Annotated in this window: 21 protein-coding genes; 10 read left to right on the plus strand and 11 right to left on the minus strand. The window is 66.2% G+C overall.

Annotated features, from left to right (window positions below):
* On the plus strand, positions 1-908 hold a 908-nt coding region (trpB, locus tag ACE3P6_RS05165), incomplete at its 5' end, for a tryptophan synthase subunit beta (protein ID WP_374392317.1).
* Positions 909-1,209: 301 nt separating this feature from the next.
* Positions 1,210-1,671, plus strand: a complete 462-nt coding sequence (locus ACE3P6_RS05170; RefSeq protein WP_374392320.1) for a PepSY domain-containing protein — start codon at positions 1,210-1,212, stop codon at positions 1,669-1,671.
* Positions 1,672-1,777: 106 nt separating this feature from the next.
* Here the strand turns inward: ACE3P6_RS05170 and ACE3P6_RS05175 are convergent, their stop codons facing one another.
* A complete protein-coding gene (locus ACE3P6_RS05175; protein WP_374392321.1) occupies positions 1,778-2,131 on the minus strand; it encodes a hypothetical protein in 354 nt (117 codons plus the stop codon).
* Positions 2,132-2,188: 57 nt separating this feature from the next.
* Between ACE3P6_RS05175 and ACE3P6_RS05180 the strand changes: the two genes are divergently transcribed.
* On the plus strand, positions 2,189-2,725 hold the full coding sequence (locus tag ACE3P6_RS05180) for a helix-turn-helix transcriptional regulator (protein ID WP_374392323.1): 537 nt from the start codon (positions 2,189-2,191) through the stop codon (positions 2,723-2,725).
* Here ACE3P6_RS05180 and ACE3P6_RS05185 read toward each other — a convergent pair.
* The 3 genes from ACE3P6_RS05185 to ACE3P6_RS05195 all read right to left on the minus strand — a co-directional run bounded on the left by ACE3P6_RS05185 (position 2,714) and on the right by ACE3P6_RS05195 (position 4,457).
* Entirely contained in the window at positions 2,714-3,106 is a 393-nt protein-coding gene (locus ACE3P6_RS05185; RefSeq protein WP_374392325.1) for a group III truncated hemoglobin, read from the minus strand. The two genes, ACE3P6_RS05180 and ACE3P6_RS05185, sit on opposite strands and share 12 nt — an antisense overlap.
* Positions 3,107-3,146: 40 nt before the next feature.
* Complete coding sequence (locus tag ACE3P6_RS05190; protein ID WP_374392327.1) at positions 3,147-3,515, minus strand: DUF2237 family protein; 369 nt, start codon at positions 3,513-3,515, stop codon at positions 3,147-3,149.
* A 126-nt stretch (positions 3,516-3,641) separates the two neighbouring features.
* A complete protein-coding gene (locus ACE3P6_RS05195; RefSeq protein WP_374392329.1) occupies positions 3,642-4,457 on the minus strand; it encodes a hypothetical protein in 816 nt (271 codons plus the stop codon).
* Between the two features lie 399 nt (positions 4,458-4,856).
* On the opposite strand from ACE3P6_RS05195, the gene ileS reads away from it, so the two are divergent.
* Together ileS and ACE3P6_RS05205 are read left to right on the plus strand one after the other, a co-directional pair.
* Positions 4,857-7,817 carry an isoleucine--tRNA ligase gene (gene ileS, locus ACE3P6_RS05200; protein ID WP_374392331.1) on the plus strand — a complete coding sequence of 987 codons (2,961 nt, stop codon included), beginning with the start codon at positions 4,857-4,859 and terminating at the stop codon, positions 7,815-7,817.
* A gap of 50 nt (positions 7,818-7,867) precedes the next feature.
* Positions 7,868-9,394, plus strand: a complete 1,527-nt coding sequence (locus ACE3P6_RS05205; RefSeq protein WP_374392333.1) for an AMP-binding protein — start codon at positions 7,868-7,870, stop codon at positions 9,392-9,394.
* 49 nt (positions 9,395-9,443) lie between these two features.
* Here the strand turns inward: ACE3P6_RS05205 and ACE3P6_RS05210 are convergent, their stop codons facing one another.
* A complete protein-coding gene (locus ACE3P6_RS05210; protein WP_374392336.1) occupies positions 9,444-9,659 on the minus strand; it encodes a hypothetical protein in 216 nt (71 codons plus the stop codon).
* A gap of 102 nt (positions 9,660-9,761) precedes the next feature.
* Here ACE3P6_RS05210 and ACE3P6_RS05215 point away from each other — a divergent pair, with 102 nt between their 5' ends.
* From ACE3P6_RS05215 to ACE3P6_RS05230, 4 genes are all read left to right on the plus strand, one after another.
* Positions 9,762-10,634: a LysR family transcriptional regulator gene (locus ACE3P6_RS05215; protein WP_374375485.1), complete on the plus strand. Its 873-nt coding sequence runs from the start codon at positions 9,762-9,764 to the stop codon at positions 10,632-10,634.
* Positions 10,631-11,077 (plus strand): methylated-DNA--[protein]-cysteine S-methyltransferase, encoded by a 447-nt coding sequence (locus ACE3P6_RS05220; RefSeq protein WP_374392338.1) that lies wholly within the window; start codon positions 10,631-10,633, stop codon positions 11,075-11,077. Before ACE3P6_RS05215 ends, ACE3P6_RS05220 begins: the two co-directional genes overlap by 4 nt.
* An 86-nt stretch (positions 11,078-11,163) precedes the next feature.
* Positions 11,164-11,637 carry an ABZJ_00895 family protein gene (locus ACE3P6_RS05225; RefSeq protein WP_374392340.1) on the plus strand — a complete coding sequence of 158 codons (474 nt, stop codon included), beginning with the start codon at positions 11,164-11,166 and terminating at the stop codon, positions 11,635-11,637.
* Positions 11,638-11,739: 102 nt separating this feature from the next.
* Positions 11,740-12,576, plus strand: a complete 837-nt coding sequence (locus ACE3P6_RS05230) for an EamA family transporter (RefSeq protein WP_374392343.1) — start codon at positions 11,740-11,742, stop codon at positions 12,574-12,576.
* 56 nt (positions 12,577-12,632) lie between these two features.
* Here ACE3P6_RS05230 and ACE3P6_RS05235 read toward each other — a convergent pair whose 3' ends face one another.
* From ACE3P6_RS05235 to ACE3P6_RS05245, 3 genes are read right to left on the minus strand one after another with little or no spacing between them, the layout of a single operon-like run.
* A complete protein-coding gene (locus tag ACE3P6_RS05235) occupies positions 12,633-13,337 on the minus strand; it encodes a phosphatidylcholine/phosphatidylserine synthase (protein WP_374392346.1) in 705 nt (234 codons plus the stop codon).
* A 49-nt stretch (positions 13,338-13,386) separates the two neighbouring features.
* Complete coding sequence (locus ACE3P6_RS05240; protein WP_374392349.1) at positions 13,387-14,319, minus strand: tyrosine recombinase XerC; 933 nt, start codon at positions 14,317-14,319, stop codon at positions 13,387-13,389.
* Positions 14,307-15,005 (minus strand): DUF484 family protein, encoded by a 699-nt coding sequence (locus tag ACE3P6_RS05245; protein ID WP_374392352.1) that lies wholly within the window; start codon positions 15,003-15,005, stop codon positions 14,307-14,309. Before ACE3P6_RS05245 ends, ACE3P6_RS05240 begins: the two co-directional genes overlap by 13 nt.
* A gap of 210 nt (positions 15,006-15,215) precedes the next feature.
* Between ACE3P6_RS05245 and ACE3P6_RS05250 the strand changes: the two genes are divergently transcribed.
* Positions 15,216-15,722, plus strand: coding sequence for a BrnA antitoxin family protein (locus tag ACE3P6_RS05250; RefSeq protein WP_374392354.1), 507 nt, complete (start codon positions 15,216-15,218; stop codon positions 15,720-15,722).
* 84 nt (positions 15,723-15,806) lie between these two features.
* Here ACE3P6_RS05250 and ACE3P6_RS05255 read toward each other — a convergent pair whose 3' ends face one another.
* The 3 genes from ACE3P6_RS05255 to fsa form a co-directional block, all read right to left on the minus strand.
* The gene (locus tag ACE3P6_RS05255) at positions 15,807-16,703 is read right to left on the minus strand and encodes a glycosyltransferase family 2 protein (protein WP_374392356.1); all 897 of its coding nucleotides are present in this window, start codon (positions 16,701-16,703) and stop codon (positions 15,807-15,809) included.
* Entirely contained in the window at positions 16,700-17,440 is a 741-nt protein-coding gene (locus ACE3P6_RS05260; RefSeq protein WP_374392358.1) for an FkbM family methyltransferase, read from the minus strand. Before ACE3P6_RS05260 ends, ACE3P6_RS05255 begins: the two co-directional genes overlap by 4 nt.
* Before the next feature lie 119 nt (positions 17,441-17,559).
* The gene (gene fsa, locus ACE3P6_RS05265) at positions 17,560-18,213 is read right to left on the minus strand and encodes a fructose-6-phosphate aldolase (protein ID WP_374392362.1); all 654 of its coding nucleotides are present in this window, start codon (positions 18,211-18,213) and stop codon (positions 17,560-17,562) included.
* Positions 18,214-18,374 lie beyond the last annotated feature (161 nt).

The raw sequence follows: 18,374 nt of genomic DNA on the forward strand, positions 1-18,374 counted from the left end.
CCCGCCGCATGGGCAAGACCCGGATCATCGCCGAGACCGGCGCGGGGCAGCACGGGGTGGCGACGGCCACGGTCTGCGCCAAGTTCGGGCTGAAATGCGTGGTCTACATGGGCGCGCATGACGTGGAACGCCAGGCGCCGAACGTCTTCCGCATGAAGCTGCTGGGGGCTGAGGTGATCCCGGTGACAAGCGGTCGCGGCACGCTGAAGGACGCGATGAACGACGCGTTGCGGGATTGGGTGACGAACGTGCGCGATACGTTCTATTGCATCGGCACGGTGGCGGGACCGCATCCCTATCCGGCGATGGTGCGCGACTTCCAGTCGATCATCGGCAAGGAAGTGCGCTGGCAGCTGGCCGAACAGGAGGGCGAAGGCCGCCTGCCCGACGTGGTGGTCGCGGCCATCGGCGGTGGGTCGAACGCGATGGGCCTCTTCTTCCCCTTCCTCGATGACCCTTCGGTGCGGATCGTCGGCGTGGAAGCGGGCGGCAAGGGCGTCGACGACCGGATGGAGCATTGCGCTTCCCTCACCGGCGGGCGTCCGGGCGTGCTGCACGGCAACCGGACCTACCTGCTGCAGGATGCCGACGGGCAGATTCTCGAAGGCTTTTCCATCAGCGCGGGCCTCGACTATCCCGGGATCGGGCCGGAACATTCCTGGCTGCATGATGTGGGTCGTGCGGAATATGTCAGCATCACCGATGCCGAGGCGCTGGAGGCGTTCCAGCTGTGCTGTCGGCTGGAGGGAATCATCCCGGCGCTGGAACCCTCGCACGCCTTGGCGCAGGTGATGAAGCTGGCCCCGACCCTGTCCAAGGACAAGATCATCGTGATGAACATGTGTGGGCGCGGCGACAAGGACATCTTCACCGTCGCCAAGCACCTTGGCGTCACGATGAAGGTCTGAGGCCGGACTGGACCTGCAGTGGAATTCGGGGCCCGTGGCGAGACGCTACGGGCCTTTCGCATGCGGCGATTCGGGAAAGGGGCGGCGCCCGGCCTTTCCTCGCCTCCAAACCGGGCGGCCTCGCCTCAGGGTTGAGCATAAACTCGAGTTTATTCCTGCCAACCGGGGGCATAGGCCGCCGCAAGTAAACCTGGGTGCAATGGTCAGGCCGGACCGGGTGGGGCTTGATGGCTCCATGCTCTCGACGGCGGACCTGGTGCCCCTGGACGAGCAGGACCCGAGAACCTGAAGGAGATCCCGGATGAAACTGAGAACGAAACTCCTGTGCTACACCGCCGCTGTCGCCCTGTCGGCCGGCGCCGCCTTCGCCGCCATCGACGGCAACGCACTGGCAGACGACTACCTGGCCCAGGGCTACAGCTATGTCGAGGTGAAGGTCGGTCCGACCCAGACCAAGGTCGAGGCGATCAAGGACGGCCAGAAGCTTGAAGTCGTCTACGACAACGAGACGCAGGCGATCGCCAAGCAGGAAACCGATGCCGCCGATGGCGATGATGCCACCAAGACCGGCAAGGAAGTGAAGACGGTCGACCACGACTTCACCGGCCATGACGACGACGACGATCACGACGATGATGATGACGACGATGACGACGATGACGATGATGACGACGATGATGACGACGATGACGACGACGACGATGATCACGGCGGTGATCATGGCGGCGGTGATGGCGGCGATCACGACAGCAACGACGATTGATCGCTTGAATTCGCTCGTCTGGAGGCCCCGGTCTTGCCGGGGCCTTCGGCTTGGAACATAGTTTCCGGGAAGGGGTCAGGTTAACCGGATGAAACGGCGGGAGTTCCTATCGGGTCTTGCGATCACGCTTGCGCTGGCTTCGCCCGCTGCCGCGCAGGAGAACGTCGAAAGCATTATCCGACAGCTGAGAAAGCAGGGCTTCCGTTCGATCGTGCAGGAACGGACCCTTCTGGGTCGGGTGCGCATCGTGGCCGGTCGAGCCGATGGCGAGCGTGAGATCATCCTCAACCCGCGCACGGGCGAAATCTTGCGCGATCTCTGGACGCCGGTCGCGGGGGGCGACGGCAAGGTTCAGATCATCGACGACCATCCGGGTAGCGGTCATGACGATGATGACGATGATGACGACGATGATGATGACGACGACGATGACGATGACGATGACGACAGCAGCGGTCATGGCGGCAGTGGCGATGGCAATTGACCCGGTCCCGGCGCGGTCGACCCGGTTGCCGGGGTGAGACGCGCAGCACCCTTCATCGCGATCTTCGTGATCCAGGTGCTTTGCGCCTTCTTCTTCGTGTCCGACATCCTCTCGTCGATGATCGGCTTCCAGAGCGCGCCGATCAGCTGGGAAATGCGCGAGTTGCTGGAGATCTTCGCTGCCTTCGGCCTGATCCTGGGTGTGGGCCTGGGCGGCTGGATGCTGCTGGGCGCGCTGCGGGGCCGGACCCGGGCGGAGGAACGCCTGCGCCGGGCCTCGGGGGCTTTCGCCGACCTCCTGCAGGAGCGTTTCACCGAATGGGGGCTGACGCCTTCGGAAAAGGACGTGGCGCTGTTCGCGATCAAGGGACTGTCGACCGCCGAAATCGCGGCGATGCGGTCCACCAGCGAGGGTACGGTCAAGGCGCAGACCAATGCGATCTATCGCAAGGCGGGCGTGACCGGGCGGTCGCAACTTCTGTCGCTGTTCATCGAGGACCTGATGCGGGACGATGGGGCGATCCGGCCGATGCCGGTGGCTCAGACGCAGGCCACCGTCTCAGCGAAGTGAGGGCGGCGCGCCTTCGGCTCCCTGCAGCCCGAACATCAGCCCGCGCCCGATCCGGTGCGCCAGCGCGGACCATTGGGCCGCGGTTTCCGCTGGCAGTTCCCGCTTGAGCACGCTGTCGAAAAGTCCGAGCCAGATCTGGAACATCCCCAGCCTTACATTCCCGGCGTCGCGGTGGGCGACCAGCGGATTGCCGTCATAGACCCGCTCGTGCAGGATCGCGTTCCGCCAGAAGCGGGCGATCTTCTCCTCATGCGCAGGCCAGTCCTGCACATGGGCGGCGAAGACCGGGCCGAGGCCGGGATGCTGCCGGATCGCGGCGTAGAAGGTCGCCACGACGCGGGCGATCTGGTCTGGCGTGATGTCGAAGCGGGGCGGGATCATGGGGGAGATGTCGCCTTGTGCCTGGCGCAAGTCCAGCCGGTCAGTCGGTGGCGTATTGCCGCAGGATGTCCAGCGGCACGACGGCGAGCGTCGCCTGATGCGTGGCGGCAAGGCGGACCTGCGGGGCGGCGCCTTCCTCGTGCGCCTGCAGGAAGCGGGAGGCGCAGAGGCACCATTGGTCGCCGGGCTTCAGCCCCTTGAAGCCGTATTCGGGGCGGGGGGTGGAAAGGTCGTTGCCGAGGTACTTCGACAGCGCGAGGAATTCGGCCGTCATCAGGGCGCAAACGGTGTGGAGGCCGCGGTCCATCGGGCCGGTGTTGCAGCAGCCGTCGCGGAAGAAGCCGGTGACGGGGTCGGTGGAGCAGGCTTGCAGGTCCTGGCCAAGGACGTTGAGCGAGGGGAGTTTCATGCGGTCAGGATGGCAGGTCGGGGGGCGCCTGTCCAGCGGTGTCCACGGTGGACAGAAAATTGGGCCAAGCAAAATCAATGCCTTGGCTGCGGACGTTCAGCATCGGTTTACCGTCTTTCTACCGCCTTACCGGCAGTCCACCCCGTAGCGGACGACGCCGGGCAGGCTGCCGTCCTCGCCCCCTTCCCCGGCGGTGACGACCGAAAGCTCGCCCGCCGGGCCGGAGTAGCGGAAGGAACAGAAGGCAAAGCCGGTGCCCGAGCAATCCTCGACTTCAGGCACCCCGGCGGCGGCGAGTTCGCCGGCCCAGCCGAGGTTCTGTTGCGCCGGGTCGCCCGGCACCGGTTGCCAGCCGGATTGGAGAAGCAGGTCGCGGGCCTTGTCGATGGGCAGGCCCTCGATCCCCGGCACGATGCCGCTGCCGTCGCAGACAGGCTCTTCGGTCGCCGGGCCTATGACGGCCAGGGCGCTGCCGTCATGGCTCAGGTCGGCCACCGTTCCGGCGACGACATCGCCGGACAGGATGCGCAACCCGGTGCCGAAAGGACGAAGGCTGCCGATGAGCAGGGCATCGGCCTCGGTGCCGTAGGCAAGCGCGACGAGATGGCTGCCCGAGTAGAACCCGACATTGCCCGCGCCCAGCTCGCAGGTGCCGCTGGTGGCGGGGGTGGCGTGACCGATGAAGCTGACGGCGGTCAGGTCGCCGAGGGGAAGCTCGGCAGTGACATGCCAGCCTTTCGCCGCCGCGTCCTTGCCGCCGGGGGTGGTGACGGTCTCGACGAAGAGATGCGCGCAGAAGTCGGGCTCGCCCTGGTCCTGCGGAGCGGCGGGCAGGTCGGCGAGGGCGACGAGGTCCAGCCCCGGCACCTGCGAGGAGAGCGCGAGATCGGCGCAGGCCGGAGTGGCGAGCGGCAGGATGAGGAGGGCGAGGCGGAGGGACATGGGAGGGCTTTCGGGATGGCGGTTGCCGGGGAGAGAAGCGCAGGGTGCGCGGGTTGTCGAGTGGGGAAGGCCGGACCCAGGATCGCGGGGGTGGGGCGGGTAGTGAAAGGAGCGCTGGCGCGCGAAGACTCCTTGTCTCGTCGTCGGGCTGCGCCTCCTCCTCGGTCGTCGGGGGCGCTTCGCCCCCCGAACCCCCCGAGGATATTTGGGCAAATGTGAAAGGCAAAGGGGCGGGCTGGACCCTGCATGGGCCTTTGTCTATAAGGCCGCCATGCAGATGTGGCGGGTCGTTCGGTCGCGAATTACTTGCCCGGCGGGCTGAGGCCTGGCCGGGTTTTTCGTCGTCTTGCCGCTGGCCCCTGATGGGCCGACCTGCCCCTGACTTGAGGTTCCCTTTCCATGTGCGCCGATACCGCCGCTGTCGACTACCGCGATACCGTCTTCCTGCCCGAGACCGCCTTCCCGATGCGGGCGGGCCTGCCCCAGCGCGAGCCGGAGTGGCTGGCGCGCTGGGCGCGGATCGGGGTCTATGACCGGCTGCGGTCGACGGCTGTGGGCCGGGTGCCTTTCGTGCTGCATGACGGCCCTCCTTACGCCAACGGGCACCTGCACATCGGCCATGCGCTGAACAAGGTCTTGAAGGACATGGTGGTGCGCAGCCAGCAGATGATGGGCCGCGATGCGCGCTATGTGCCGGGCTGGGACTGCCACGGCCTGCCGATCGAGTGGAAGATCGAGGAGCAGTACCGCGCCAAGGGGCTGAACAAGGACGACGTGGACACGGTCGCCTTCCGGCAGGAATGCCGCAAGTTCGCCGAGGGCTGGATCGACGTCCAGCGTGAGGAGTTCAAGCGGCTGGGGGTGACGGGCAAGTGGGACCGGCCTTACCTCACGATGGACTACCACGCCGAGGCGGTGATCGCCGACGAGTTCATGAAGTTCCTGATGAACGGGTCGCTGTACCAGGGGTCGAAGCCGGTGATGTGGTCGCCGGTCGAGAAGACCGCTTTGGCCGAGGCGGAGGTGGAGTATCACGACCATACTTCGCATCAGGTGTGGGTGCGGTTTCCTGTCTCGAAAGTGATGGAAGACGAGCTTAAGGCGACGCATGGAGATCTTCAGCCGACTGAATTCGCACAGTTGGTGGACCTGCTGCGAAAGGCGAAGGTTGTAATCTGGACGACAACCCCTTGGACGATCCCACAGAACAGGGCAGTCGCCTTTAATCCAGAGATCAGCTATCGGCTCCTCGAAGTGAGCAAGCCCACCGAGGGTAGCGACAGCGAGGGAACCGAACTCCTACTCGTGGCAGAGAATTTGGCCGAAGCGCTTCTCGCCGCTGGCAAGTCGGTCGAAGTTGGAGGTGGACTCCCAGTTCTCGGCAAAGACCTTGCCGCATTGACCCTCGCCCACCCCTTCCGCGGTGTCGAAGGCGGCAACGGCGAGTGGGACTATGATGTCCCGATGCTCCCCGGCGACCATGTCACCGACGATGCGGGGACGGGGTTCGTGCATACCGCCCCCAGCCACGGCGATGACGACTACCAGCTGGGGGTGAAGTTCGGCCTGCCGATGACCTACAACGTCGAGGCGGACGGGTCCTACCGGGCCGACCTGCCGCTGTTCGGCGGGCAGAATATCATCACGCCGGACGGCAAGGAGGGGCCGGCGAACGTGTCGGTCATCAAGCAGCTGGCCTACTCAGGCGCGCTCTTTGCCAAGGGGAAGCTGAAGCATTCCTATCCGCATAGCTGGCGGTCGAAGGCTCCCGTCATCTTCCGCAACACGCCGCAATGGTTTGTCGCCATCGACCGCAAGCTCGACGACGGGCTGGGCACCTATGGCGACACGATCCGCAGTCGGGCGCTGACCTCGATCAACCAGCTGGTCGAGTGGACGCCCGCGACGGGGCGGAACCGCCTGCATTCGATGATCGAGGCGCGGCCGGACTGGGTGCTGTCGCGGCAGCGTGCCTGGGGCGTGCCGCTGACCTGTTTCGTGAAGAAGGGGGCGCGGCCGGATGCGCCGGACTTCCTGCTGCGGAACCCGGAGGTGAATTCGCGGATCAAAGCGGCCTTCGAGGCCGAGGGCGCGGATGTGTGGTATGTGCAAGGATTCAAGGAGCGCGTGCTGGACGGCATCGTCGACGCGCAGGATTATGAACAGGTCTACGATGTGCTGGACGTGTGGTTCGACTCTGGCTCGACCCATGCCTTCGTGCTGCGCGACCGTGAGGACGGGGCGGCGGACGGGATTGCTGACCTCTATCTGGAAGGCACCGACCAGCATCGCGGCTGGTTCCATTCCAGCCTGTTGCAGGCCTGCGGGACCAAGGGGCGGGCGCCGTACCGGGGGGTGCTGACCCACGGGTTCACGCTGGACGAGAAGGGCATGAAGATGTCCAAGTCGCTGGGGAACACCGTCGCGCCGGAAGAGGTGATCAAGGAATATGGCGCCGATATCCTGCGGCTCTGGGTGGCGCAGTCGGACTATACGGTGGACCTGCGGATCGGGAAGGAGATCCTGAAAGGGGTCGCCGACAGCTACCGGCGGCTGCGCAACACGATGCGCTACATGCTGGGGGCGCTGAGCGGGTTCACCGAGGCGGAGCGGGTGGATCACGCCCAGATGCCCGAGCTGGAGCGCTGGGTGCTGCACCGGCTGGCCGAGCTGGATGCCGAAGTGCGCGAGGGCTATGCGAAGTACGACTTCCAGGGCGTTTTCCAGAAGCTCTTCACGGTCTGCACCACGGACCTGTCGGCGGTCTATTTCGACATCCGCAAGGATGCGCTGTATTGCGACGCGCCCGACAGCCTGCGGCGCCGGGCCTGCCGGACGGTGATGGATATCCTGTTCCACCGACTGACGACCTGGCTGGCGCCGGTGCTGGTCTTCACGATGGAGGAGGTCTGGCTGGAACGGTTCCCGGGCGAGGACAGCTCGGTGCATCTGGTCGATTTCCCCGAGACGCCGGCCAACTGGCGCGACGAGGCGCTGGCGGCGAAGTGGGAGACGATCCGCGACGTGCGGCGGGTGGTGACGGGGGCGCTGGAGGTGCAGCGGACGGCGAAGGTGATCGGTTCGTCGCTGGAGGCGGCGCCGGTGGTGTTCACGACGCCCGAGATGATGCGACTCTTGGAGACGGTGACCTTCGAGGAGGTCTGCATCACTTCGTGCATCTGGCTGTCGACCAAGCCGGTGCCGGAGGGGGCCTTCGCGCTGGCCGAGGTGCCGGGCGTGGCGGTGGAGTTCGAGCTGGCCAAGGGGCAGAAATGCGACCGCTGCTGGCGGGTGCTGCCGGATGTGGGCACGCACAAGCATCCGGGAACCTGTCAGCGGTGCGACGCCGCGCTGGGGTGAAACTTCCGGCCTGAAACGTGGTAGCTTCTTTCCAAAGGGAGGAGGCTGCCATGATCCACAGAAGTCCCTATCCGCCGATCCGGCTAACCGGCGAGAGCATCACCGAACGCGTGCTGCGCGGGCTGGGCGGCGACCCGGCCCGCGTCGTGCTGATCGACGGTCCCTCGGGCCGGGAGATGACGGCGGGGGCGCTGGAGGGCGGCATCCGGCGGCTGGCGGGGGGCCTGAAGGCGCGGGGGATCGGCAAGGGCGACGTGGTGGCGATCCTAGCGCCGAATTGCCCGGAGTTTGCGGTGGTGTTTCACGGCGCGGCCTTTGCCGGGGCCACGGTCACCACGATCAACCCGACCTATACCGCGCCGGAAGTGGCGCATCAGCTGGAGGATTCGGGCGCCCGGCTGCTGGTGACGGTGCCGCCGTTCCTCGACATCGCGCAGACGGCGGCGGGGGATGTGGAAATCGTGGTCATCGGCGAAGCGGAGGGCGTCACCCCGCTGGCCGCGCTGATGGGCGAAGCCCTTGCGGTGCAGGTGCCGGTCGATGCGGCAGTGGACGTGGCGGTTTTGCCCTATTCCAGCGGGACCACGGGTCTTCCCAAGGGGGTGCGGCTATCTCATCGTAATCTGGTCGCGAATGTCGACCAGTCGCTGGCGGTGATCGGTTGCGAGCCGGGGGAATGGTCGGTGGGCTTCCTGCCCTTCTTCCATATCTACGGCCAGACCGTGCTGATGAACATGCACCTTGCGGCGGGGGCCGGGATCATCACCCTGCCGCGCTTCGATCTGGAGTTGTTCCTGACACTGGTGGCACGGCACCGGACCCCGACGCTCTTCTGCGCGCCGCCGGTCGCCGTTGCGCTGGCCAAGCACCCGATGGTGGCGAATTTCGATCTGTCCTGCGTCGAGCGGTTCTTCTCCGGCGCGGCCCCGCTGGGTGGGGAAGTCGGCGATGCGGTGGCCGCGCGGCTGGGCTGCCTGGCGGTGCAGGGCTACGGCATGACCGAGATGAGCCCGGTCAGCCACGCGACGCCGCGCGGCAGGTCGCAGACGGGATCCGTCGGGGTGACGCTGCCCTCGACCGAGACGCGGATCGTGGTCGAGGGGCGCGATGCCGGGCCGGGCGAGGCGGGCGAATTGTGGGTGCGGGGGCCGCAGGTCATGCTGGGCTACCACAACCGACCCGAGGCGACGGCGGCGACGCTGACCGGGGACGGCTGGCTGAAGACCGGCGACCTGGCGGAGGTGGACGGGGAGGGCTGGGTCTTCATCCGCGACCGGCTGAAGGAACTGATCAAGGTCAAGGGCTTCCAGGTTGCCCCGGCCGAGGTCGAGGCGGCGCTGCTCACCAGCCCGATGGTGAGGGACGCGGCCGTCAGGGGCGTGCCCGACGACGAGGCGGGCGAGGTGCCGGTGGCTTTCGTCGTGCCGGTGGAGGGGGCGGACGAGGCCGCGATCCGCGCGCATCTGGCCGGGCAGCTTGCGCATTACAAGCTGCCACGGCGGATCACGTTTCTTGAGGCAATCCCGAAATCGGCCTCGGGCAAGATCCTTCGGCGGATGCTGCCAAGCGAGGGTTGAGCGCGGGGGTAAAGGCTTCGCCGGAGGTGGGGGCACCCCCGGCGAAGAGTCAGGCCGAAGCGCCCACGGGGAGACCGCGGAGCGTCGGCGTCGAATGGAAGCGCAAGGTCTTGGCCTGCGCGGCAGTGAGGCTTTCGCCCCGGCGCATGGCCAGAAGGTCTTCACGGGTCAGACCGATGTCGTGCAGCAAATGATCATCCTCGCGTTCCAGCAGGAACGCAGTCGAACGGCGCAGCTGCGAAAGGGCGAAGAGGCGGGCGAACATGACTGGGTCTCCTTATCTTGAGAGCTGAAGATAGGGGCGGGTTTGACATTTCACAAACGAATAGGTTTGATGGCTAACATAAATCTGACTCATGGGTAGCCAATGCAGCCGCTGGACAGTGACCTGATGCGCAGTTTCCTCGCGGTGGCGGACAGCGGGTCGGTCACGGCGGCGGCGGGGCGGCTTTATCGCACGCAGTCGGCGGTCAGCCTGCAGGTGAAGCGGCTGGAGGACAGCCTGGGCCAGCCGCTCTTCGAGCGCCAGGCGCGGGGGGTGGTGCTGACGCCCCGGGGCGAGCAACTGGTGCCCTATGCCCGCAGGGTTGTGGCATTGCTGGACGAGGCGGCGGTGGCCCTGCGGGAGAAGCCCTTGGTCGGGCCGGTCCGGGTGGGGATCTCGGACGAGTATTCCGGCACGGTGCTGCCCCGGGCGCTCGCGGCTTTCGACGAACGGCACGAGGGGGTGCAGGTCTCGGTCCGGGTCGACCATTCCAGCGCGCAGATCGCCGCGCTGGAGGCGGACGAGATCGACATCGGGGTGATCTACGACTGGGCCTATGTGCAGGAGGGCGAGGTGTTGTGCATCGACCCGACGGTCTGGGTGACCTCGCTGACCCATGCCCAGCACCTGCGCCGCCCGGTGCCGGTGGCGGTCTATTTCCGCAGCCAGTGGAGCCGGGACTATGCCGAGCATTCGCTGGACCGGCAGGGCATCGACTGGCGCGCGGCCTGGTCCTGCGACATGGCGGGAGGGTTCCGGGTGGCAGTGACGAACGGGATGGCGATCGCGCCCCTGTCGCGCAGCACGATCCCCGAGGGATGCCGGGAATTGACGGCGGAGGACGGCTTTCCGATGGTCGACAATGCGCGGGTGGTGCTGCGGCGGAACCCGCGCGGGACCTCTCCCGCGGTGGAGGGGATGGCGGAAGTGTTGCGCGCGGCTTTTGCGCCGCTGGGGCGGGGGGTGGTACGATGATCCGCGCCGGATTGGTGGGGCCGTTCGGGCCGGTGGCGCTGGTGGAGCGCGACGGCCTGCTGGTCGGGCTGGAATGGCGGCTGCCGGAGGTGCCGGGGCGGAGCGCGCTGCTGGAAGAGGGGCTGGCGCAGCTTCAGGCCTATTTCGCGGGGCGGCTCACTCGGTTCGACCTGCCGATGGACTGGGGCACCGGGCTGAATGAGGCCGTGCGCCGCGCGATGGCCGACATTCCCTTTGGCGAGACGCGGACCTATGGCCAGATCGCGAAGCGGGTGGGGGCCGCGCCGCAAGCGGTAGGGCAGGCCTGCGGGGCGAACCCCTTGCCGATCCTGATCCCCTGCCACCGGGTGACGGGGACCGACTGGTTCGGCGGCTTCTCGGCGCCGGGCGGGGTGGAGACCAAGGCCGCGCTTCTGCGGCACGAGGGGGCGTTGTTGCTGTAAACCTGACTTGCCTTTTGCCGGCGCGGTGGAAACAGTGCCTGCAAATTCAACCGAAAGGAAACTTCATGGAACCGAACCCTTCCAAGATGCCGCTTGCGAAGATGCTGCTGGTGTTCCTTGGCACCCTGATCGCCGGGAACGTCCTGTTGTTCCTGATCGAGACCTTCCTGCCGAACGTCCCCATGCCCGGGTCCATCGGGATCGTCTTCGCGATGATCGCCTCGATGTCGGCAGGCGGCACTGCGGCGACGACGTTGGGACGGACGCTGCTCGCCAAGGAGAAGCTGCAGTTCGCGGTGGCAGCGACGCTTGCCTCGCTTGTACTGACGGTCGCGCTTTTCTGGGGCCTTTTCGCCTGGCATGGCGTGCCTTTCACGATGTCCAACGTGATCATGGCGGTGACGGGCGATGCAGCCCCGGATGCCGAGATCGCCACCTTCCTGCCCTGGATCGCGCTGTTCGCGGTCGTGATCAGCCTTCTGGTCTGCTACTTCGGCGTGGGTTTCGGCGCGAAGAACCAATTGCGCGCGCTGGAGCGCAAGGCCGCGAAGGGCAAGTGATCTGACCCTATCGAAACCGGGCCGCTGGACCTATCGGCCCGCTTGCATGGCGTTGCTGCTGGGCTTAGCCATGCGGGGACAGTTTCCGCACGGGTGCGCGCCTTGAGCCTTGGCATCTTCCTGGCCGTCCTGGGGGCGGCCTTTCTCCATGCGCTCTGGAATGCGCTGATCAAGCTGGGGACCTCGAAGGTCGGCGGGATGGTGATCCTGTCCATCGTCGAGGTGCCGATCGGGCTGGCGGTGGTGATGCTGTCCGAAGCCATCGATCCAGCGGCGGTGCCCTGGGTGCTGGCGGCGGGTTGCACGCATTTCGCCTACAAGTTCTTCCTGACCTATGCCTATGACCGGGGCGACCTGTCCCGCGTCTATCCCATCGCCCGGGGCGCCGCGCCGATGATCGTGGCGCTGGTCGGGGCCTTTGCGCTGAACGATGCGGTGACGGGCCGGGAATACCTGGCCATCGCGATGCTTGCGGCGGGGATCCTGCTGATGGCGCGGGGGGTGTTCGCCTCTGGCGAGAACCGGCGGCTTCTGCCCTTCGCCATCGGCTCGGCCTGCGCGACGGCGACCTATACGCTGATCGACGGCATGGGCGCGCGGGTCTCGGGCTCGCCCGCCGCCTATGTCGCCTGGGTCTTCGTGGCGGACGGCTGCTTCTTCACCCTCGGGATGGTGGCGCTGCGCGGGCTGGACGTGATCCCGCGCAACTGGCGGGCCTGGCGGATGGGGGCCTTCGCCTCGGCGGCGAGCTATGGGGCCTATGCGGTGTCGATCTGGGCGATGACATTTGCCCCCATCGCCGTGGTGGCGGCGCTGCGCGAGACCTCGATCCTGTTCGCGGTGCTGATCGGCTGGCTGGTCTTCGGCGAGCGGATGACGGGCGAGAAGGCGCTGGCCTCGGTGATCATCGTGGCCGGGGTGATCCTGACGCGGCTGTGAGGCGGCAAGTTTCTTGAGCAAGAAACTTGTCAAAATCCTTGCTTGAGGATTCCAGCCTACCGCACCCGCCGGATACCCTCGGGCACCATCTGCTGTGCGATGCCGGCCAGCGCAAGGTAGAGCGAGGTCAGCACCAGCAGCCATTTCGCCACGGGGCCTTCGTGGAAATCCCACCAGGCGGCCCAACCGGCCAGCACGATCCAGGCGATGATCACACCCAGCGAAATCTCGTACCAGCGGCTGGTGCGGACCGGGTGGATGAACTTGAGGTTGGTGAACATCGTGACCGTCAACAGGATCACGATCAGCAGGATCACCGTCTGGCTCGGCTCGGTCGCGAAGAGGACGAGGACGACCATGTTCCAGCAGGCCGGGAAGCCGGCAAAGCTCTTGTCCTTGGTCTTCATCCTTGTGTCGGCGAAATAGACCACGGACCCGTAGCAGATCACGATGATCGCCAGCCAGCCGGTCCAGCCGGGCAAAAGGCCCGACTTGAAGAGGGCGAAGGCCGGGATGAAGACGTAAGTGAGGTAGTCGACGATCAGGTCCATCAGGACCCCGTCATAGGTCGGCCAGTTTTTCCGCACATCGAAGCGCCGGGCGAGCGGGCCATCGACGCCATCGACGATCAGCGCGACGACCAGCCAGAGGAACATCATGCTCCAGTTTTCCTCGACCGCTGCAAGCATGGCGAACATCGACAGGACCGCGCCGGAGGCGGTGAGGAGGTGGACGGAGAGGGCTTTCAGGCGTGGGCTCATGGGAATGTGATGGCGGATAACGCAGTCGGGTGCAACAGTTTGCCCGCGCTCAGGCGCGGGGATGGGCTTTTTCGTAGACCTCCATCAGCCGCGCGGCATCGACAGAGGTGTAGGCCTGGGTGGTCGACAGCGAGGCATGGCCGAGAAGCTCCTGTATCGCGCGGAGATCGCCCCCCGCGGCGAGGAGGTGGGTGGCGAAGCTGTGGCGCAGCGCATGCGGCGTGGCGGTGGCGGGCAGGCCAAGGCGCAGGCGGGCACGCTCCATAGCGCCTTGGATCAGGCGGGGGTTCACCGGGCCGCCGCGCGCGCCGCGGAATAGGGGATCGCCGGGAGTGAGGTCGTAGGGGCATCTTGCGACATAGGCCGCGACGGCTTCGGCGGCGGCGGGGATCACCGGGACCGGGCGGGTCTTGCCGCCCTTGCCGGTGATGCGCAGCGTTTCGGGCAGCGGGTGGTCGGCAGCGGTGAGGGAGAGGGCTTCCGAGATGCGCAGGCCGAGGCCGTAGAGCAGTGTGGCGATGGCGGTGTCGCGGGCGGCGATCCAGTCTTCGCGGGCGTCGGCGCCGATCTCGTCCAGCATGGTGGCGGCGGCGTCTTCGCTGAGGGGCCGGGGCAGCTTGCGGCGATGCTTCGGGCCGCGGGCGGAAAGGACGGTGGTGGCGTCGGTGCCGCTGCGGTCGGCGGCCCAGGCGGTGAAGCTTTTGACCGCCGAAAGGGCGCGGGAGAGGGAGCGGGCAGAGAGGTGCTTCCGCTCCTCGGCCATCCAGGCGCGGAGGTCGGAGTGGGTGGTGCGGGCGACCGAAGCGATGCCTTCGGCCCCGCCGCGATGGGCGGAGAGGAACTTGAGGTAGCGGGCGACGTCGCGGCGGTAGGCCTCGATCGTGTTAACGGCGGCACCTTCCAGCGCCTGCAGATGCGACAGCCACTGCACCAGCGCGGCCCCTAAAGCGGGGCTGAGGAAAGGGTCGCTCAGCCCAGCCACCGGCGCATCGCCCGTTCGAAGGCCCCCGCGAAAAACGCAAGCAGATCAGTGCCGTGAGTGGACTTGAACTGGTTCGGATCCTCCGACGCGAAGACCAGCATGGCGGGCAGGCGGCCGGGGCCGAGGTCGAGTTTCATCAGGGCTTCGGACTGGAAGTCCCCCGCGCGGTCTTGGTAAAGGGTTTCGGCGAGGGCGGTGATGGAACGGAGGACGACGGGGCGCCCGGGGCCGTTGCGGCCGTTGGTCAGGTAGTGGCCCACGAACCCCGCAGGCGCCACCTGCAGCACCTCGCCCAACCGGCGGAGGGTGGGGTCGGTGTCGCCGTCTTCCTGCAAGGTCTCCAGCACCAGGCGGACCATGTCGACCCGCAGGGTCTGGGCGACCTCCCCGGTCAGGGCCTGCATGAAGGCCTCGAAGTTCGTCGGTTCAAGGAGTTGCAGGACGGCGCGATGGACCTGGTTCGTCCCGGCGAGGTTCTCGTAAGCCGCTGCAATCACTGACCTGTGCGTGTCCTCCAGCCGGTCGAGCCGCGTCTCCAGCCGCTGCATGGCGATGCCGCGCAAATCGACGATGTTGGCCCCCATTGCGCGTTCGTTGGCGGCGACGAGGGCGTTCATCACGTCGCGATCCTCCAGGAGCCGTTCGGGTTCGGCGAGGATGCGGTCGCGCAGGTCGGGTTCGATCATCTGGACAGTCCGGGTCGGTTTCAGGGGAGTATAGGCGACCGGCCAAGGGCTTGGCGACAGGGTTAAAGCAACACGGAAAGGCGGAAGGGCAGGGATGCAACACTGCATCTGGACCCGGTATGGCTTTGGTATGGCAAGCGTCCATACGCGCGCCGGGCTCGGCTGGCGTTAACCTTTGGGTCTGAGGATGGGCCGGAAAGGAGCCTGCCGATGCCCGACCTTAGGAAACAGACACCCCGCCAGCGTGCCCAGATGACCTACATGATGGATGTCATGCGGCGGCTGGAATGGGACCTGCACAACACCATCGAACTGACCGGGCGCATCCCGGAAGAGTGGCACCGGATCGCCACCGCCACGCCCCGGGCGGCGAAGGTGAAGGTCACGCTGGCGCTGGAGGCGGATGTGCTGAAGTTCTTCAAGTCGATGGGCGAGGGCTATGGGCCAAGGATCAACGATGTGCTGCGCAGCTACATGCACGCGCGACTGGCCGGGGTGATCCGGGGGGCCGAGACGCTGGCGCATTACCGGGAGCGGGAGGAGGGGCACTCCGGCGGGAAGCCGCAGTTTGGCGATGTGGCGAAGGCGTTCGGGTGGGAATGGGAGGATGCAGGACCGGAAGCCACAGGGGCGGTGCGGGCGAAGGCTCAGGAATATGCCCAGAAGGGAGTGGCGGAGGGAGACGAGCGGGTGTTCGGCGGGCCGCTGGTGCGGTGAGGGGGGCGAGGCGTGCCGCCGCAGGCCGAATGGACCGCCCCGACGCGCGGTGACGGTGCGGCTCCGGACCTGGGTCAGGGATGATCACGGACCTTGCAGCGGCCCTTCCGACCTGCGGACGAGGTCCTCAGTGTAGGCGATGAGCTTCCTCAGCAAGGTCGTCGCGGGGTCGACCGGCATCTTGACGGCGATGTCCGTCGATACCGGATCACGCACGACTTCGGTCGACTCGTTGCCGGAATAGGCCAAGGCGATCTGCGACATCTCTGCAGTGCGGAGGGTCGGTGATGTGAGAAACCTCTGTGCCAGGTCGAGCCAGTGATAGGCTTCGCCCCGGCGTCTGCGTCTTTGCCTGACCGACCAGGACCCGATCAGGATCTTCGCAATCAGTTGTTCGGCCGAGCGCACCGGAAAATGCGCAAGGCGCGCCGAGGCCGAAACACGCATGAAGACCTTCTTGCCATTGCAGTGCAACCGGTGCGACCCCGGCCCAACCTGTGCCCCCACGGCTGCGATGGCGGGGACGGTGATCTTGTACAGTTGCGGCACCTCGCTGACGCGCCGGTTGACGATGCGCTTCAGGACGTTGGTCTCGGCGGCATCGTCGTCGGGCATGGGAACGTAGGTCACCCAGGGCAGTTTCAGCGGGATCGACCGGTCCTGCATTTCCCGGCGAAACGCCCCGATATCTCCGACGATGAATTCATCGGCATCAAGGGGGATGATCCGGTCAGGATCGTAGGTGGCGACGAGAGAAGGCACGAGGTCCGAGATCAGGACGTGCTGCAGGTGCGTCGTTCCGGGGTGCTGGATCAGTGCGCAGGGCAGGCCTTCGTCGATCAGGGACTGGACCACGTCGACCGTTTCGTCGGCGCTTCCGTTGTCCACGATGGTCAGATGGTCAAGGTAGGCGAGATTGTGCCGCGCCATCGTTTCGATGACGTCGGCTTCATTCTTGACGACGGAGATTCCGACGATCATGGCTTAGCGTCTGACGAGGCATCGGGCTGGAACAGAAGATTGATGTTCTGCTCATAGCGGCGCCATTCGGCCATTTTGCTGTATCCCCAGGCCCCGAGCATGTCGATCACCGGGTCGATGTTGAGATTCGCACATTCGACGAAGATCACGGGCCGGGACGCGGCAATGGTCTGCGCCAGGCCGCGAAGAACGTCGAGTTCCATCCCCTCGACATCGATCTTGATGAAATCCACCCTGCGGTCGGCCAAGAGGCTGTCGCCGGGGACGGTCCGCAGATCGCCCATGTTTGCCCTCAGTCGACCGGCACCGACATTGCGCGCGCCGAAGACCATTCCCAGCCTGTCCTGAAACGACGATGACAGACCCAGGCCCAGATGTTCGAGGTCGCAAATGTCTTCCAGCCCGTTCAGAATGATGTTGGCGCGAAGCGTGGGGATGATGGCTGGGTTGGGCTCGAAGCAGATGATCCGGGACGGTTCAAGGAAGAGCCCGACGTAAAGGCTGTGGTTGCCGACGTTGGCGCCGATGTCGCAGAAGACCCCACCGGTCGGAAAGAAGGTCCGGATCAGATGCAATTCTTCGGGTTCATAGAACCTTCCAGCCTGGTGTTCGCGCTGGATGACATCGCGAAAATGGGTTTGCAGGAAGAAAACCGGCCTGCCATTGACCTGGACCTTGGTGATGCCCGAGGTGCCCCGGAATACTTCCTGGACAGGGCCGTATTCGTCGGTCGGCATGGTTCCCCCAATCCTGAAGCCTATGGGTTCATGTCAGAACGCCGGACGGATGCCCGATGGGCGCGCGGGCGACCTTTGTCGGTCGTGCCCCCCGCGCCGGACGCGGGGGGCTTGTTCACTTACAAAATCTTCTGCCCCGTCTTCGCCCAGTCCTTGGTGAACTGGTCCAAGCCCTTGTCGGTCAGCACATGGCTCGCCAGCGCCTTGATCACCGAAGGCGGCGCGGTCACGACGTCGGCGCCGATCATCGCGCAGTCTTTGACGTGGTTGGCGGTGCGGATCGAGGCGGCGAGGATCTGGGTCTTGAAGTCGTAGTTGTCATAGATCGTGCGGATGTCGCCGATCAGGTCCAGCCCGTCGAGGTTGATGTCGTCGAGCCGCCCGATGAAGGGCGAGATGAAGGTCGCCCCGGCCTTGGCGGCGATCAGCGCCTGGTTCGCGCTGAAGCAGAGGGTGACGTTGACCATGAAGCCCTCGCCCGACAGCACCTTGCAGGCTTTCAGCCCGTCCCAGGTCAGCGGCACCTTCACCGCGATGTTCGGGGCGATGGCGGCGAGCTTGCGGCCCTCGGCCAGCATCTCGTCGGCCTTGAGCGAGACGACTTCGGCGGAGACGGGGCCGGTGACGAAGCTGCAGATTTCCTTGGTGACTTCCAGGATGTCACGGCCGGATTTCAGGATGAGGGACGGGTTGGTGGTCACGCCGTCGACCATGCCGAGGTCGTGCAGCTCGCGGATGGCGTCGACGTCGGCGGTGTCGATGAAGAATTTCATGGTCCGGGCCATTCCTTCGTTGCGCGACTCGGGCCCGCGCGGCGATTAGAATCTACTTCATGGCCGCACCCCATACCAGCGAAGCCGCGACCGAAGCAACCGCATCGTCGACCGCTAAGACCGAGGGCGCGCGCGCGCGCGTGATGCTGCCGCTGCCGCTC

The sequence above is a fragment of the Tabrizicola sp. genome (genome assembly GCF_041911175.1).
GTDB lineage: Bacteria > Pseudomonadota > Alphaproteobacteria > Rhodobacterales > Rhodobacteraceae > Tabrizicola.